Annotated in this window: 20 protein-coding genes; all 20 read right to left on the bottom strand. The window is 58.2% G+C overall.

Annotation, left to right across the window (positions count from 1 at the left end; genetic code table 11):
- Positions 1-49 precede the first annotated feature (49 nt).
- The 20 genes from WMO24_RS11800 to WMO24_RS11705 all read right to left on the bottom strand — a co-directional run bounded on the left by WMO24_RS11800 (position 50) and on the right by WMO24_RS11705 (position 15,222).
- Complete coding sequence (locus tag WMO24_RS11800; RefSeq protein WP_349216637.1) at positions 50-634, bottom strand: DUF6550 family protein; 585 nt, start codon at positions 632-634, stop codon at positions 50-52.
- 83 nt (positions 635-717) lie between these two features.
- Positions 718-1,263 (bottom strand): TadE family protein, encoded by a 546-nt coding sequence (locus tag WMO24_RS11795; RefSeq protein ID WP_349216636.1) that lies wholly within the window; start codon positions 1,261-1,263, stop codon positions 718-720.
- Between the two features lie 74 nt (positions 1,264-1,337).
- On the bottom strand, positions 1,338-1,733 hold the full coding sequence (locus WMO24_RS11790) for a DUF4320 family protein (RefSeq protein WP_087295606.1): 396 nt from the start codon (positions 1,731-1,733) through the stop codon (positions 1,338-1,340).
- Between the two features lie 11 nt (positions 1,734-1,744).
- On the bottom strand, positions 1,745-2,617 hold the full coding sequence (locus tag WMO24_RS11785) for a type II secretion system F family protein (RefSeq protein ID WP_349216635.1): 873 nt from the start codon (positions 2,615-2,617) through the stop codon (positions 1,745-1,747).
- Positions 2,618-2,621: 4 nt separating this feature from the next.
- Positions 2,622-3,551, bottom strand: coding sequence for a type II secretion system F family protein (locus WMO24_RS11780; RefSeq protein ID WP_349216634.1), 930 nt, complete (start codon positions 3,549-3,551; stop codon positions 2,622-2,624).
- The gene (locus WMO24_RS11775; protein ID WP_349216633.1) at positions 3,548-5,044 is read right to left on the bottom strand and encodes a type II/IV secretion system ATPase subunit; all 1,497 of its coding nucleotides are present in this window, start codon (positions 5,042-5,044) and stop codon (positions 3,548-3,550) included. The genes WMO24_RS11780 and WMO24_RS11775 overlap by 4 nt, the downstream gene beginning before the upstream one ends.
- Complete coding sequence (locus WMO24_RS11770; RefSeq protein ID WP_262395396.1) at positions 5,044-5,850, bottom strand: P-loop domain-containing protein; 807 nt, start codon at positions 5,848-5,850, stop codon at positions 5,044-5,046. Before WMO24_RS11770 ends, WMO24_RS11775 begins: the two co-directional genes overlap by 1 nt.
- On the bottom strand, positions 5,847-6,671 hold the full coding sequence (gene cpaB, locus WMO24_RS11765; RefSeq protein WP_331904333.1) for a Flp pilus assembly protein CpaB: 825 nt from the start codon (positions 6,669-6,671) through the stop codon (positions 5,847-5,849). Before cpaB ends, WMO24_RS11770 begins: the two co-directional genes overlap by 4 nt.
- Before the next feature lie 10 nt (positions 6,672-6,681).
- Positions 6,682-7,089 (bottom strand): prepilin peptidase, encoded by a 408-nt coding sequence (locus tag WMO24_RS11760; protein ID WP_349216632.1) that lies wholly within the window; start codon positions 7,087-7,089, stop codon positions 6,682-6,684.
- A complete protein-coding gene (locus tag WMO24_RS11755) occupies positions 7,089-7,343 on the bottom strand; it encodes a DUF6133 family protein (protein ID WP_331904747.1) in 255 nt (84 codons plus the stop codon). Before WMO24_RS11755 ends, WMO24_RS11760 begins: the two co-directional genes overlap by 1 nt.
- Positions 7,344-7,474: 131 nt before the next feature.
- A complete protein-coding gene (locus tag WMO24_RS11750) occupies positions 7,475-8,032 on the bottom strand; it encodes a YodL domain-containing protein (protein WP_349216631.1) in 558 nt (185 codons plus the stop codon).
- A gap of 31 nt (positions 8,033-8,063) precedes the next feature.
- A complete protein-coding gene (locus WMO24_RS11745) occupies positions 8,064-8,423 on the bottom strand; it encodes a SpoVG family protein (protein WP_349216630.1) in 360 nt (119 codons plus the stop codon).
- Between the two features lie 20 nt (positions 8,424-8,443).
- Positions 8,444-9,172, bottom strand: coding sequence for a DUF3849 domain-containing protein (locus tag WMO24_RS11740; RefSeq protein WP_349216629.1), 729 nt, complete (start codon positions 9,170-9,172; stop codon positions 8,444-8,446).
- Positions 9,165-9,665: a hypothetical protein gene (locus WMO24_RS11735; protein WP_349216628.1), complete on the bottom strand. Its 501-nt coding sequence runs from the start codon at positions 9,663-9,665 to the stop codon at positions 9,165-9,167. The genes WMO24_RS11740 and WMO24_RS11735 overlap by 8 nt, the downstream gene beginning before the upstream one ends.
- A gap of 2 nt (positions 9,666-9,667) precedes the next feature.
- Positions 9,668-10,651 (bottom strand): DNA adenine methylase, encoded by a 984-nt coding sequence (locus tag WMO24_RS11730; RefSeq protein WP_349216627.1) that lies wholly within the window; start codon positions 10,649-10,651, stop codon positions 9,668-9,670.
- On the bottom strand, positions 10,648-10,986 hold the full coding sequence (locus tag WMO24_RS11725) for a hypothetical protein (RefSeq protein WP_349216626.1): 339 nt from the start codon (positions 10,984-10,986) through the stop codon (positions 10,648-10,650). Before WMO24_RS11725 ends, WMO24_RS11730 begins: the two co-directional genes overlap by 4 nt.
- A 90-nt stretch (positions 10,987-11,076) precedes the next feature.
- Complete coding sequence (locus WMO24_RS11720; RefSeq protein WP_349216625.1) at positions 11,077-12,096, bottom strand: hypothetical protein; 1,020 nt, start codon at positions 12,094-12,096, stop codon at positions 11,077-11,079.
- Entirely contained in the window at positions 12,096-13,274 is a 1,179-nt protein-coding gene (locus WMO24_RS11715; RefSeq protein WP_494338178.1) for a hypothetical protein, read from the bottom strand. The genes WMO24_RS11720 and WMO24_RS11715 overlap by 1 nt, the downstream gene beginning before the upstream one ends.
- Entirely contained in the window at positions 13,267-14,253 is a 987-nt protein-coding gene (locus WMO24_RS11710) for a DUF4314 domain-containing protein (protein WP_349216624.1), read from the bottom strand. Before WMO24_RS11710 ends, WMO24_RS11715 begins: the two co-directional genes overlap by 8 nt.
- Positions 14,254-15,222 carry a hypothetical protein gene (locus WMO24_RS11705; RefSeq protein ID WP_349216623.1) on the bottom strand — a complete coding sequence of 323 codons (969 nt, stop codon included), beginning with the start codon at positions 15,220-15,222 and terminating at the stop codon, positions 14,254-14,256. It lies immediately after the preceding gene.
- Positions 15,223-15,305 lie beyond the last annotated feature (83 nt).

Genomic DNA, 15,305 nt, shown 5'->3' with positions numbered 1-15,305 from the left:
AAAAAAAGGGCGCAGCCGCTTCCGACTGCGCCATGGGGATGTGGGGAGCTTACTCGCCACCCATAATCCCAATCTTATTCCCGTTTTCATACATATCATCCAGAGTGCCGCCCTGATTCTCACCGCTGTTTTCCACATAGCCGAAGCCGGGTACATAGACCTGACCGGAGCTGTTGGTGCTTCCCGCGGCAGGCTCCGTTTCGGTGGGAGTCACTGTGGGAGTCTCCTCATAGGTGGGCGGCACCTCATCCTCGGTCTTGCGCTCCTCCTCCGGCACATCCGTTCCGTCGTGGTCATCCGGCAGCGTGGTGGTGCCGGCAGGGGATTCCGGTTTTTCAGGGGATTCCGGCTTTACGGGATCTGCCTGGATGGTTTGCTCCAGACCGCTGGAGTCCGCGCCCTGGGCGGGATCGGTTTCGGATGCGTCCGGCGTTTCCACCTGGACATCCAGATCAGTCTGGCCGTTATTGTCGATATCCACATTGGGATCACCGCTCTGGGTGGGATCATCGGAAACCACACCGGAAGAAATGTCGGCATTGCCGCCGAACCGGACGGCGATCCCAACGGCCGCCGCAACGCAGAGCAGGCAGCAGACGGCGATGAGGACGATCCTCTTTGTCTTGTCTGTCATGGTGTATGCCTCCTTGGTGTATTTCTTGTTAATGGGACAATACCACATTTTTCTGTGGAAGTCTATTGAAAAGACCGGATGGATCAGAAGAGAGGCACATATTTGGCCTCCGTGTGCAAAGTCATGCTGGCGGCGGGCAAAAGATTCCCCAGAAACCGGACGGGCACCTCCAGATGGATCTCCACCAGTGCGGTATAGCCCTCGCTCTGGCCGGAACCGAGGCTGTTATTTTCCAGAACCACGGACAGGTCGGAGATGGTATATTCCACCTCGCCGTCCGAGATTTTCTGATACCCGCCCGCTGTATTTTCCAGACCGAGCGTTTCAGAGAGCTGGCCATACACATCGCCGGTGTCAATGCTCTCATCCCAGCGGCCTGTACCGTCCGGATACCAGCCTGCGGCGTATCCCTCACGGACGGCGTGGTACACATCGTCATAGTTGTCATTGACGGTGGAGATGACCGCCTGCTGCGCGGCCTCCTTTACGCCTTGGGCAATGATCCACAGCCGGCTGAACTCGGCAATGGCGCAGAACAGCATCAGCAATACCAGTACAATGGCAAGGATCATGGGGGTGCCCTCGCCGGAGCGGCGGCGAAAGACCTGCTTACATTTCAATGGTTTCACCAACTTTCATCGCGGGCGCACAGGCCCGATTATTCCGGCTTCTGGTGCGCGCACTGGGGGCAGCGGCACGCTGCTCACTTCCAATACACCTCCGACTTTCCTGTGGCGGAAGCCGTCAGCGTGATCGGGAACGAGCCAAATCCACCGAACAGGCCGATATCCGTTTCCAGCGTCAGGGTCACGGTGACCTCGTCGTTGAGCTGGATGCGTCCGGTGGTGGACCACCGGATGTCGGGGTCAAGCCCGGTGCTGTCGGTAAGCGCCGCCGCCCGGCGGGTGGTCTCCGTGCCAACCCGGCCGGCGATCTCCGCCTCGCGCACCAGCTCCACCGCATAGGTGTCCAGCTGCTGTTTGGTGATGTAGACCGGAAGCACACGAACCACCAGCGCCAGCACCAGCATGGCGCACACCACCAGAACGCATACATCGATATAGCCTTCGCCGGAGCGCCGTTTCAGTATTTTTTTCATGGCGACCTCCTTTAGAACAGGCTTCCCAGAGAATTGACGATCTGGTACACGATGATGACGATGTAGGTCATCATGAAGCACATGAGCATGATGAAGCTGAACACCCGGATCTTGGGCGGGATCTTGGCGGCCTTGGCCTTGAGGCGCTGCAGTTCCAATGCCTTCAGATCGTGGGACAGCATCTGGAAGTACATTCGCCCGTCGTCACCCCGCAGTATGCCGATGAGGCCGCGGACGATGTCCGAAATGATGGCGGAGCCCATTCTGGCCTCAAAGCGGATGAGCGCCGCTTCATAGGAGGAGGAACGCATATCCGCAGTCAGAACATCCAGCTCCCGACCGAAGTCAGATCCGGCGTGTTTCTTGTAGTTCTCCAGAATCCGCAGGACATCCCGGCTGGCTGCCAGCTCCTGATGGATGGTGGCGACGAACCGGGGCAGTTCGCCCTCGATCAGCTCCATTCTGGCCTTGACCAGCTCGTCAGCCCGGCGGCTCTCCTTGAACCAGGTCAGAACGGCCAGCACCACGATGAGGGGACTCAGGATGGGCAAGATCAGCAGGCACGGGATGATGCCGAGCAGGATGAGGCAGGGTTTCAAAATGGCGTAGGCCGTGTAGACCTGGGGCGTCATATCCAGCCCCGCCGCCGTGAGCTTGCTCTCCAGCCGGCGGTATTTGTATTCGTCCATTCGAATCAGCGGGGCCAGCTTCAGCGCCCAGCCGAGGATCAGCGCCTCCAGAGCTTTGACCAGGCTCCGCTCCCGCCGTCCGGCGGAAATGAGCGCCCGTTCCGTGGCCAGTCTGGGAATCTTCAGAAGGTCGGCGAGGACGAAATACAGTCCGGCGGCCAGCACGGTCCCGAACAGAAATAAAAGTGCGCCCATTTCCTCACCTCCGATACTCAATGGGCTGCGTCAGCTTCACCACGAAGGCAAAGGACACGAATACGGCTGCGATGCAGACGGCGATGACCATCTGGCCGGGAACGGTGTCTACCAGAGTGTGGTACCAATCGGTGTTGATGAACCGCACCAGCGGGATATTGATCAGCACCAGGATCGCCATGGTGACGAATTCCTTGCGGGGGCCGAAGACCAGATTTTCCAGCTCTCCGTTGACCACTCTCATGTCCGACAGCTTGCTGACGATGGGAGTCAGGGTGCTTTTCAGGCTGCGGTCTGTCTGGCACGCCATCACCGCTTCGCACCACTCCTGCCACACCTCATTGTCGATGGCGTATTTCAGGTCATGAAGTGCGGCGTCCATGTCCGGGTCAATGTGCTTGATGCGGGTGAGGAACCGCTGGAACACATCCTGCACGGGGTGGTGCAGGTAGCGGATATTTTCCTCTACGGCCTGCTGGAAGTTCTCTGTTCTCAGGTAGGCGGTGGTGATGACCGACAGCGCCGTTTCCAGCTCTGCGGCCACATCCTTTTTAAAGCCTCCGGCTGTCAGCTTGACATACCAGAACGGCGCCAGCATAAAGCCGACGGCCAGCACAGGGACAAGAAAAGCATTCCCGGCGAGAATGGCAATGCAGGCGCCCAGGGCAAACAGCACCAGGGATGCCATGCACACCATGGGGAACTTCCCCTCACGCCCGGATGCGGCCAGCACCGCCTGCGCCTCCGTGATCTCCCGGCGGAGGAAGCCGGCCTTTTTTCGCTTGGTCGTCTCGTTGATATCCGCCCGGATGCTGCCGCGGGCGGAAGTCAGCCGGGAGAAGATGCTGTCGCTCATTTCTGCGGGTGAGATCCCCAGCACCATAAAAAGCCCGGCGATCATGCCGATACAGGCGATCAGTTGGATCATTGTCATGCAGTTTCCTCCTTCCTCTGGATAAACTGCTCCAGCTCACCGCGGGGCATACCGTTTTCGATAAAGCGGCGCTGCAGGCTCTCGGACATCTCCTCGCACTTCTGGTGGTGTCCCTCAATGATGAACCGGTCGCCCTCCAGACGGTTTTCGGTGATATTGTACTCGTAGAGCTTGTGGAGCCGGCGGCTCCCATCCGGCAGGATCTCACATTCGGAGATGTTGGTGATGCGGCGCTCCTTGTTCTCCAGCTGGCGGCAGTAGACCACAATGGGATATGCCTCAGTGACATAGCCCATGAGCGTATCGTCGGGGGTGTCCACGGCCCGCTTGCACAGGGATACCATGCGGCGATAGGTGCCCTCGCTGGAGCTGGAGTGGATGGTGGTGAGAACGGCCACGCCCACGCGGGCGGCCTCCTGGGCGGCATTGGCCTCCGGTCCGCGCATCTCACCCACGGCGATGATGTCGGGATTAAAGCGAAGGGCGATGTCCAGCAGCGCAATCTGGTCGATGCGCTGCCGCTCATTCTCACTGTCGCGGGTCTGGGTGTGGACGACGGAGTTGACCACCCTGCCGTTCTGCTCCCGGATGAGCTGAAGCTCACGGGAGCCGTCCTCGATGGTGAAGATCCGCTTGCGGTCAGGGATGGTGGACAGGAGCCAGCCCGCCACCGTGGTCTTGCCGGAGCTGGTTGCGCCTGCCACACAGATGGAGACGCCGTAGCGCAGGCAGGCGGACAGGAAATCCAGCATTTCCTCCGTGGCGGTGCCGCTGCCCACAAAGTCCTCCTTGGTCAGATTCTTGGGGTTGACGATTCGGATGGAGGCCGCGACGCCCGCGTCCTCGTCCAGCACCGGGGTCTTGATGACCGAAACACGGATGTTTTTGGCCAGACGGGAGGTAATGATGGGGCTGGCATTGTCCAGCACCTTGCCGGAGTTCTGGAGCATACGGCGGATGACATTGGCCGCATGGTCCGGGGAGTCGAAGTGTTCCTCCAGCTTGACGGTTCGGCCGTCGGAATACTGGATCTCGATGTCGCGCCAGGAATTGATGTCGATCTCCTCGATGCCGTCGGCGAAGATGTACTTGGTCAGAAACCCATACTCGGCCATCTCTGTATACAGGGCGTCCACCAGTTCGCTCTGAGTCATGCCGTCCACGGCCATGTGGTTATCCTGCAAATAGCGGGCGATCCGGCGCTTCATCTGCTCCTTGGCCTCGTCGCCGCCCTCCGTGATCAGGGTGGCATAGGTGCCGGAGAGGTAGGACTGCACCTGGCTGAGAACCTCCGCGAAGGGCATCCCCTTGTTCTGGGGAGCGAAGAAAACATCGCTCGCTTTGGGTGCGACCTTGGTTTCCGCAAAAATAGCCCTTCCGGTATTTTCCTCAAAGGAGATGTCATGCACCCCGGCCTGCTCCTGCCTGGCCTCCGCCGGGGCGGCGGACGGGGCCGCGGCGAACAACGAATTGCTTCTTCTGTCGCCAAGCATCAGAACACCTCCTTGCAGATTTTCTCGATCTCCCGGCGGAACGCCTTGCTGTCTTTCATGGAAAGATCATTCAGGAGCGTACCCTCCAGATACTGCTCCTCCAGCTCCTGGGAGTGCGGGAGCTGGAAAGCGACGCTCCCAAGTACCTGACCGATGCGGTCCGCCGCCTGGAGGGGCTTGATATTGGATGCCGCCTTATACTGCTTGTCCTCATCCCAGTGCAGTTCCCGAAGGAGCGGGAGCTGGCTGGACAGGTAGCCGATGGATTTCAGGTCGCAGTTGGCCAGCCGGAGGACGCTGTCGGCCTCCATGAGCGCCACGGCGGAGAGAATGTCATTGGCGATATAGCTGGAGCAGTCGATGACCACATAGGGGGCGATCTCACGCAGGCCGCGGATGAGCTCCTCTGCCTGCTGCTTGGTGCAGGCCGCATAGGTGTACTCGTTTTCCCCCTTGCGCAGCCCCAGCATGGTCAGGTAGGACAGCTTCTTGTGGGTGGTCAGGTTGTGCTTGATGAGATTCACGGAGATCCGCTGGGCGGCGAAGATGCTGCCCAGGGATTTGTCGCACTCCAGTTCAGAGGGCGGACAGATGCAGGGCATCATAGGGGCGGTCATATCGCAGAGCAGAAGCGCCACATTTTTCTTCTGGGAGGCCAGATGCTTTGCGATCTTTACCGCAGTCACAGTTTTGCCGCAGCCGGGGCTTCCCCAGACGGCCAGGACTCCACCGCCGGATTCCTGGGTGATTTCCAACTCCTCCGGCTCCGTGCTGCGGTGAAAGAGGCTTCCTTTCATGAAGTTCATTCCGCAGCCGCCTCGCTCTCTGCGGCAGGATCGGCGCCCTCGCTTTCCCCGGTTTCGGTATTCTCAGTCGCCTCGGCAGTCTCCTCGGCTTCCGGCTCGGCGTACAGCTCCTCGATCAGAGCGTCCTGCGCCTCGATGAATGCGGAAGCGTTCTCGGCGGTCCCACGATAAACCAGCGCCAGATGCAGCTCGCTTTCCTGTTCCAGCCCGGCCAGAACCTTGGCTTGCTCGGTGGTCACCAGCAGGGTGACGGTGGAGGGCAGCTCTTTCTCATCTCCAACGGCCTCGCCGGTGTTGGCGTCATAGCCGGAGGAAGCGGTAACGGAAATGACCTCAACATACTGCAGCTCGGGCGGGATCACGGTTTCGCCCATGCCCTGATAGTCGGCCACGAGGACGGAAACGATGTCGCCGCTCTCCAGCTTGCCGGAAAGGCCGGTGGCGAAGCTCTTGATGGTGACCGAGATGGCGTATTTACTTCCGTCCAGACTGTACAGATAGGCATTTTCGGCAGCGGGTTTGTTGGAGAGCTTGCTGGCCAGAATGTAATCGCCCACCTTCAGGTCGGCGGTGGCATACTTGCCGATGACCTCGTCTTTTTCTGTCATGATGCCGGACGGCAGGTTATAGGCGCCCACCTCCACGGTCTGTACCATCTCGGCGGTGATCTCGTCACCCTCCTTGATGTCGGCGGTGACGCGGACGATCTCAGCCTTCTCGCTGGCGCTGCGGCTGAACAGAGGCGTCACCCCGAAGCAGATGACGAGCGCCAGGAGGATACACAGCACACCGATCACGGTGCGGTTACGGAAAATCTTCATATAAGCCTCCTTATAAGAAATATGCGGGGATAAATCCTGCGGCAATGAACGGGACCAGTGGGCAGGTGAACCGGGTGGGGCGTTGGGAGAGCTTCAGGACAAGACTTTTTCCAAGCACAAACAGGGCGTAGCAAAAGGCGAACAGCGTAAGCCCCGCGAGAGTGCGGGAAAGGCCCAGCACAAACCCCGCTGACGCCGCAATCACCGTATCCCCGGCTCCGTTTTTCCCAAACCCTGCCCCCAGATAGAAGGGCAGCCCTCCCGCAAGCGCCCCCAAAAAGGAGGCGGGGCTGATGGTGATCAGCCCCGCCAGCACGAGCGCCACACAGACCCGGTCATCCACCAGGCGGTGCCGGACATCATAGATCGAAGCGCCCATCAGGCAGCCGCAGAAGGCCAGCGCCTGTGCCCAGTGCATCAGCCGGCGTAGTCGAACATCTCCTGGATGCGCTGAGTCACGGTGGGCATGACCGTGTCGTTCAGCACAGCGTACAGGCCGGCCAGCACCAGGGCGCCCAGAACGACGGCGATCAGCACTTTGACGGCGGTATCGATATAGCCCTCGCCGGCGTTGCCGCAGACGGCGCGGCGGTGGAAGGCGGCGATGGAAGTCTGGCAGTTGATGGCGGCGGACTTGGCGGACTTGGCGATATTCTTGAACATCTTCTTCATAAGGTACATTCCTCCTGTAAGTAAAAATGATTTTTGGTAGTGTGTTGGCTGGAAAGAGATCGTTGGACGCACTTGGGGAGGCCCCCGGCCTCGGCTGGGCAAAGGAAAATCCGGGCGGCTATCCTCCCAGACTACATAGTCATTTCGTGGCATTCGTTCTGCTCCTGATGCTGGTCGAACTGGATGGGACGGAATCCAACGCGGTCGCAGTAGAAGAACTCGCTGCCGGAATCATCGTACAGCTCCACCACATCGGACAGAGCCATCCGGTAGCCCTGATATCCGGGAGGCGGGCTGTCCCGGCAGATGGCGTAGATCTGCTCCAAATCGTTGGTACCCAGATCGCCGTCAAAGACCTGCGTATAATTGTCTGCGTCCGGTTCTCCGAACCGCTTTATCAGATCCTCATATCCGATAAAGCGCATGGTGACATCCACGCCTTTCCGGAGCTGCCAGATGCGGCAGCCTTTTTGCGGCTGCCCCAGCTCCTCGCCGGGCGCCTCTCCGGCTGCAAGGCGGTCAAATACGCCTTCCTTCCACTGAGGCGTCAGATTCAGCCGGGCCAGGTAGTGGGACAGCTCATCCGTCTGGAACATCTCGTCCACAACAGCGGCGTCATCCTTCACATAGCCCACCATGTTGCCATAGAAGATCAGGCGGTTTCGATTGTCTATTGTGAAGCGGACCAAAATCACATCACCTCCCTTCCGGGCGAGCGGCTCACATCTGCTGGCTCATGGTCTGGTCGGGAGCGTCGCCTTTCTGCTCCTGCTGCTCCTGGAGCTTCTGCTCGTAGGCGTCGTTGACGGCGTCCACCAGAGCGTTCCGGGCTTCGGCGGTGATGGCATGGAAGGTGTCGTTGTACTTGGTCTCACCGTTTTTCTTGTAGGAGTCCTGGGGCATGGAGATGAAACGGCCCTTGTCCGACTCGATGACCCGGATGCCGTGGACGGCAAAGGCACCGCCGATGGTGGCGCTGGCAAAGGCTTTGGTCTTGAAATCTCCGTCCATCAGACGGTCGATCCGCGCCTCCACCTGGGGCGTGGTGGCTTCCTGCTGTTTCTTCTTGGTTGTTGCCATGGTAATCAAGCTCCTTTCACTCACATGGTTGGGGTGGTCATATCGGGAGATTCGGCGGGATCTTCCTGCCGGATCTGCTTCAGGCTTTCTCTGGCCCAGTCGGGCAGATGCTCCTCCCGGAGAATGCCGATGAAGTCGCTGCGGTTCCACCGGGTCTGCTCTCCGTCGCCGAGGCAGGTGGCATATACCGCTCGGCCCGCGGCGTTGGGGGCGCAGCCAAACCCGCCGGTCGCCAGCCAGAGCTGGTTTTCGGGAGCCCAATAGGACTCCTTCAAAGTCATGGGACTCATGACCAATACCTTGCCTTCCAGCTCCTGCCCGGTCATATCGTCACAGTGGGAGCGCGTAAACATCCCAAGCGCATCCTGGGCTTCCCGAAACTCATTCACGAAGATGTCCAGAACACCGGCGTGACTTTCTACCATAAACTCATGGTTCCGGTCGCTGGGAGGGATGAAGGCTGCGGCGGCCCATTCCTTGTTCCGGCGGCTGAAGCGTCCATCCTCCGGCTTCAGCTGAATGGTGGCGGCCAGCACCCATCCCACACGCTTGAAGCCAAAGTCCTCGATGACGCCCCTGGCGCAGTCGTGGCTCAGGTGCATCCCGTCAAAGCCCCTGCGGATGGCCTCCTCGATGGCCTGCTTACAGGCGATGTTCTCCAGATGGCTTGCACGCCAAAGGGCCAGTTCGTTCTGCCGCCTGGCCTCGGAAACAGAGCCGAGATAGAGATAAGCGTGATCCTTAGTCATCGCCCTCGTCCTCATCCGGCTCCATGACTGCCTTGACCAGCTTCTCAAAACCGGCTCTGTCGATGCCGAGCTGTTCCAGGCTCTTGTCCAGCTCGGCCGCCCACTTGGTCTTGCGGTCATCGGACACCACCAGAACAGCGCCGTCCACGCTGACCACACAGAGGTTGTCGTGCAGGATGCCGGCATCCGCAAAGGCCTCCGCAGGAATGGGCAGCATATCCTCGCCGCAGCCAGAACAACCGCCGCACGGGTCCGCATCGCCCTCCTGATCCTCCCATCCGGCCATCATATCCGCCCACAGGCTGTTGGTCAGCCGAATCAGCGCCATCATAGCGGCGGCTTTCTCCACCGGCTCCATCTCCTGCTTGAGCAGGACAATGGCGTTTTCCAGGGTATGCATCTCCAGCGTTTCCTCCTGCTCCAGACCACTCAGGGTGAGGGCCGCAGGCTGAATGACAGCCTTGCCGTCGTTGGTGTACTTGATAAAGGTCATCTTCATTCCTCCGTTTTATCAGATTTTGTTTTCGGTTCGTGGATCAGCGTGTAGCGCCCGTCGTCTTCCTCCGCAGCTGACAGATTGAAAATGCTGAGCTGCCAATGCCTTGCGGAGTTATAGAGGCGGGGATCGTAGTTGGTGATGACGATCTCCTCGTATTCACTTCCGGCCTTCTGAGACATGCTGTTGGGGCGTGTGGTGTAGAAGATGTAAAACTCCTTGTACAGATCTACGATGAAGGGGCAGTAGTTGTAGGAAACCATTACAAACCCCTGGCACTCCAGAAGCGCATCGTGGAGGCGCTGGTGGTCTTCCTTGGGAAAGACCACCGCATAGCAGTCCTCCGCATCGTAGTAAGGCGGGTCACAGTAGAAGAATGCGTCTTCCCGGTCATATTGGCGGATGAGGTCGACGCAGTCCTTGTTCTCCACCACAACATCGGCCAGCCTGCGGGAACACTCCCAGACCAGATGGAAAAAGCGGCGGATGTCGCAGGATTTTCCAGCAAAGGATTTTGCGCCGCCGCTGAAGCTGTACCGGATGAGCTTGAAATAGTCGGCGGCTCGCCGCACATCTCCGCGAGGCGCCCGTTCCAGCATCATCCTTCGGATGGTTTTGGCATCCGGCGGTTCCAGATACCGCTGAGTCAGCTCCATCTCCTCGTCCAGATAGTCATCGGTGAATTCCTCGCGGGAGAAGAACTTATACAGCACATTGAAGTCATCACGGGTGTTCAGCGGCAGAAAGCCAAGCTCCAAAAGGAGCGCCATAGTTCTGTTTTTGACACAGCAGAACAGATTGGTCAGGTCGCCGTTGAAATCGTTATAAACCTCCATGCATCCCTGCTGGATCGGGCGGCTCAATGTCACTGTCCCGCTGCCGCCGAACACATCGATAAACCGGGAATAGCGCGAGGGGGACAGCTTATGGATCAGCCAGAGCAGCTTGCTTTTGCCTCCCACCCAGGGGATGAAGCTTTTCAAGCGGTATCACCTCCATCCAGGGGGAGGGATATCTGGCCGCTGTCGGTAAATTGCTCCAACGCTTTGGTGAGGCCGCGCTCCGCATGGGCGATCTTCTTGATCCTGCTTCGAAGCTGCCGGATCGTCCTCCGCAGTTCCTCCTCGGTGTCGGCGTAATAATAGCCGGAATCAGAGCTGCAAATGGGGATGCCATCCCCGCGCAGGCAGTTGATCGTGCGGCGAAGATCAGGTCCGCGAATCTGAAAAGCGGCCTCCAGCTCACGGCTGGGGACGACTCTCAGCTCTCCGCGGTGATACTCCTTCAGGTGCTTGGCGATAAGGTTGTCAGTCGTCATGAAGACTCCTTTCCGGGACAGTTACCCGGAAAGAGCGCAAAAAAAGCAGGGGCCGTCAGTCCCTTTCGGGTAACGGCCCCTAAAACCAGCTTAATGCATTGTCATCCCCGCCTCCTCCGGGGTACTGCGTTCATATATGAATTCCTTGTCATTTCGCGCAATATACGCACTTTTATCGTTGGTCAAGGTATATCCTTCGCTCTCCAGCAAATCGGCGGCGTAGGCATCCAGGTCGATATAACCGGAGTCGATCAGCTCTGGCGATACGCCGCTCTCCCGCAGCCTTGCTTTGCCGAAGTCCTTCAGATTATTGCGTGACACCCACTCATAGCAGTGAAGATTCTGGGAGATATCAAGGGCAAACCGAAGGCTTCGACAGCCCTCGTATTCCAGCGCCGCGAAAAACTTTTCCATAAAGTTTGGCATTCCCTGACCCTGCTCATCCAAAACATACCCCAGGTCATCACCATCGTTGACCAGTTCGACGGGGTCAGAATACTGCGCCATGATATTGCCCGCTTCCGGCAGACTACAAATAGCATTCAGCAGAACACAGCTCTCCAGACTCCGCACTTTCAGCGTATCCAGAACCACGGCAACTTCATCCGGTCTGCCACCGTTGATGCGGGAGCAATCCGGCAGGCGCAACCATACACCTTCCGGAACTGACGGTGAGGCAAGTTTTACCATGAGACTCCAATCGTTGTCTTCGGGGATAGTATCGTTTTGATTCGCGTAATGCTGCGTTGCCGGCGCAGAGGGATAAACCACGAAGCAATTTCCGATGAACAATCCGGGATGCTTGTCCTCGTACAGCCATCCAAACTGCTCAAAGTCCACATAGGGGAACGCATTGTCCGGCAGCTTTGCCTCATGCCGAAGATAGAATTCACCTAATTCGCGGTAGCTTCCAGCGGGAAAGCAGACCTCATAGTCCCCTATGGTGAGCAGTTGATTGATGGCTTCCGCCATGGAGGCGGGCTGCCTGCCGATGATGATGGCGCTGACGATGTATTTTTCTTTCTCACTCAGAAAGGTCAGGCGGCGTTCAAGCCATGACCGTTCACGATCTGTACCAGGGAGCGACGTCAGCTCTGCGAAATCAGTCATCACATCATCTCCATTCCGGCATTCTCTGCCTGTGTTTCTTCACTGCGGATCGGTTCGCCATCTCTGCGCTGGATCAGCCCGTAGGGGGTAAGCAGAGCGTTGTGTGCTGCCATGACATCCTGACCATAGTTGTAGAGGACGACGTGCTTCTGCAGAATGGACCGGGAATGCTCGTCCACAATGAAGCGAAGCTCCTCTACGGCCACCTCCTCGGGGTTTCGCTGATCAGGCTCGAGCAGGTAGTCATCCAGATTTTCCGCAATCTGGACAGCGGCAGCAATATCGTGACAATCCGCCGCAAGGATAACTGCCTTGAATTTGGAAAGTTCTCCTTGTGCGCTCAGCTCCTTGAAGCATTTGGCCAACTCGTTCAGTCCATGGATATCGTTGCAGTCCGTGTTTTCCAGAAGCGCAGGCATCGCGCTGTCCTCCACCCGGAAGACCATTTCCGACCAGAAGGCGCCTCCGCAAGCCTCCAGCACGGCATCCAGCCGTTCCTGTGTGGCGGGCAGATCCAGGTACATCATGTTATCCGGCTGCTCATTGGAGTGGAAGGGATACCTGCCGACCATCAGGCGGATGCCGTATTCCGGCGCTTCGGGAATCAAGGCCAGGCTGTCATATACCTGCTTCAGCTCGGTGTGCTGCGTGACATAACCGCCGCTTGCGAAAACGCCGCCCTCCTCAAACCTGGCTTTTCTTCCGAGCATCTCAAAGTCAAGATACTCGAAGATGGAATCCGGAACTTTTTCCAGAGCAGGGATGAAATCGTTCTCCGCATAGAACCTGCCGAGCTGCTCGTCCGTCGTGGCGTTGACCACATGGCAGCAGTCTGCGCTGTAGGCCAGGTCGATCATGGTGGCAACGCTGATGGGACCGTATTTTTTTGCCACCTCCATGTTGAACAGCCCTTCGAAGGCAGTTCTTTCTCTGCCGTTCATCTGTCCCAGGCAGGTTGCCAGCGCATTGAGCTGATACAGATCGCATTCATGGGTCAGATGGACATGGAGGAACTGAAAACCATGGTGTTCAAGGAATTCCCACCTCGGCTTGTCGCCCAATGTCATTTGGAGCTTGTCCAGTGCGTCCGAAAGGCCATAGTAGGTAGCCGGAAGCTCCAGCTCACACCACCGATCCGTTTTCTCTCCGAACAGCTCCACGCGGAACACTTCATTCAAGGGTCATCCCTCCCATCTGGGGCCTGTAGTCCTCCTCATATTTGGCGGGGTCGGCACCGGGGACATCCCAGCCACACATACTGCCCACTTCCATAGCCTGGCGCTGGATGGGGCTGACTCCCAGCTTTTCATTCATCGTATCCGCCAGCTCCACATTCTGCTCCTTGTCGCCGGTGTCCCAATCGGAGGGGTAGTAGCCGGACTCGCCCCGGCGGATACAGATGAGGTCACCGGTGGACTTGAGAGTCGAGAAGCACATCTCCGGCAGCCCCTCCGCCACTCTGGGCGCGAAGCGTTCCGCCTCGGTCTGGATGTCCCAATCATCCTCCACGCTCCACAGATGGACATACAGCTCATCGTCGCCGGCGCAGATCTCCCGCTGTTCGAAGCCCTCGCCCCAGCCATCCGACGCCTGTCCGGAGATATACTCTTTCAGGGTGGTCAGTTCCTCCGGGGTGAGGGTGCCAACCACGCGGCACTCGGCAACACCCCAGAGTTGGCCGTTCCGATCCTCGACGGTGAACACGGCGGATTTGACCTTCTGGTTGACGCTGTCATCCTCGCCATACCAGTGCATGATGCCGCTCTCGGATTCTTCCGGCATCCGGTTGTTGATCAGAGCTCTGAGGATCTCGCCTTCATAGGCCCGCAGCGATCTTCCGTCCAGCAGAGTACTGTCATCCTCCATCTCCCCATACTCGTTGCGGATGTAGAGATCTGCGGTCAGAGGCATATACAGCTTCAGCGTGGTGGGCTCGGGCGGCAGGACAGAGAAGCTGTCCTCTCCGATGGTCAGCGCCAGGGTTCTGCCATTGTCCCATATCATGTGGAACTGCCCGGCGTCGTCGATGTGGTCCAGAGTCCCCGTACTGCCCGGCTCCAGCGGGGCATAGGGGTCTTTCATCTCTCTGAGCTTGATCCTTGAGCCTGCGGGAAACTGCTCTCGGAGAAAGCTCAACCATTCTTTGGGTACAGACATTTACATTCCTCCCATCTTCATACCCTGGCCAGAGCTATTTTCATAGTCCGTCAGGGATTGCGGATTTTCTTCGCCATACAGGTCGAAAAGGATATCGTCCACCTGCTTGCGAACAACCGGGTCATCCGTCAGCGTCTCATAGCGGAAGCCCGTGACCGAATGCTGAGGCAGTTCCTTCTGGATGCACCGGAGATATTCCTGTGCGTCGGTGTAGTCCATCCGGCTGCCATCGGCGAAGGTGACCCGGCCCACAGGCTTTGCCTGCTGGGCCATCTGCTGCTGGCGCAGGTCGTAGCAGTAGAGATACCCCTGGTAGTCGCCAGGGGAAGGGGTGCAGCGGAGGCAGTAGCGGTAATGCTCGGTGTCCACGACATAGCCATAGCACCGGCCGTCTTCGGTGATCTCACCTCCATTCCGGTAGCAGTAGCTTCTCATCGAGGCCAGATCCTTGAGCGGCCCATCAGCCCGAAGCACATCCACGACTTCCTGAAGCTCACCCTTGAATTCCTCGGTGTTGAACTGGTCATCGTTGTGGGGCCACCAGGTGTGGTAGAATCCTTTTCCGGAAGATCCAAAGTCCATCCGGACATGGCCGACCGTGCCCAGCCTCTCGTCGGCGGTCTCATCGAGTTCCGAATAGAAGAGGCCCGCTTCCTCGAGAGAAGCGGGCCTGATGTGAATCGGTGTATTTACTTTTACATTCTGCTTCATGGTATTCACCTCCGTATCCGTACAGGAGTGGTAAATTTGCCAATCAGGATGTCCCATCCTCCCCAGGGTTACTCGCTGGAATGCGATGGAGATGTCATCATCGTTGTAATATCCATGATGGAAATCCGATGCGTTGATGACATCTTCCTTAATATCTGCGGCAAATCTTTCATCAAGGCTGGAGAAATATGTCCCAAAAGTCTTGTGAAGATATGCTTTGATGTCACTCTCCAACTGTTCCGATAAAGAAATGGTCATTTGCTTCACCTCCTCATGCGGAACAATACCACAGGTCAGCGGAAATAGCTATGACCAAAAGGCGTCCTGCCGGAGAAGTGGAG

The organism is Ruthenibacterium intestinale (assembly GCF_040096265.1).
GTDB lineage: Bacteria > Bacillota > Clostridia > Oscillospirales > Ruminococcaceae > Ruthenibacterium > Ruthenibacterium komagatae.
Note: the sequence above shows the minus strand (reverse complement) of the source record. Positions and strands in the feature narration are given on the sequence as shown.

Coding starts and splice junctions, on each gene's coding strand:
- WMO24_RS11800 (WP_349216637.1), bottom strand. CDS start 634: ATGACAGACAAGACAAAGAGGATCGTCCTCATCGCCGTCTGCTGCCTG.
- WMO24_RS11790 (WP_087295606.1), bottom strand. CDS start 1,733: ATGAAAAAAATACTGAAACGGCGCTCCGGCGAAGGCTATATCGATGTA.
- WMO24_RS11785 (WP_349216635.1), bottom strand. CDS start 2,617: ATGGGCGCACTTTTATTTCTGTTCGGGACCGTGCTGGCCGCCGGACTG.
- WMO24_RS11780 (WP_349216634.1), bottom strand. CDS start 3,551: ATGACAATGATCCAACTGATCGCCTGTATCGGCATGATCGCCGGGCTT.
- WMO24_RS11775 (WP_349216633.1), bottom strand. CDS start 5,044: ATGCTTGGCGACAGAAGAAGCAATTCGTTGTTCGCCGCGGCCCCGTCC.
- WMO24_RS11770 (WP_262395396.1), bottom strand. CDS start 5,850: ATGAACTTCATGAAAGGAAGCCTCTTTCACCGCAGCACGGAGCCGGAG.
- cpaB (WP_331904333.1), bottom strand. CDS start 6,671: ATGAAGATTTTCCGTAACCGCACCGTGATCGGTGTGCTGTGTATCCTC.
- WMO24_RS11760 (WP_349216632.1), bottom strand. CDS start 7,089: ATGCACTGGGCACAGGCGCTGGCCTTCTGCGGCTGCCTGATGGGCGCT.
- WMO24_RS11755 (WP_331904747.1), bottom strand. CDS start 7,343: ATGAAGAAGATGTTCAAGAATATCGCCAAGTCCGCCAAGTCCGCCGCC.
- WMO24_RS11745 (WP_349216630.1), bottom strand. CDS start 8,423: ATGGCAACAACCAAGAAGAAACAGCAGGAAGCCACCACGCCCCAGGTG.
- WMO24_RS11740 (WP_349216629.1), bottom strand. CDS start 9,172: ATGACTAAGGATCACGCTTATCTCTATCTCGGCTCTGTTTCCGAGGCC.
- WMO24_RS11735 (WP_349216628.1), bottom strand. CDS start 9,665: ATGACCTTTATCAAGTACACCAACGACGGCAAGGCTGTCATTCAGCCT.
- WMO24_RS11725 (WP_349216626.1), bottom strand. CDS start 10,986: ATGACGACTGACAACCTTATCGCCAAGCACCTGAAGGAGTATCACCGC.
- WMO24_RS11720 (WP_349216625.1), bottom strand. CDS start 12,096: ATGACTGATTTCGCAGAGCTGACGTCGCTCCCTGGTACAGATCGTGAA.
- WMO24_RS11710 (WP_349216624.1), bottom strand. CDS start 14,253: ATGTCTGTACCCAAAGAATGGTTGAGCTTTCTCCGAGAGCAGTTTCCC.
- WMO24_RS11705 (WP_349216623.1), bottom strand. CDS start 15,222: ATGACCATTTCTTTATCGGAACAGTTGGAGAGTGACATCAAAGCATAT.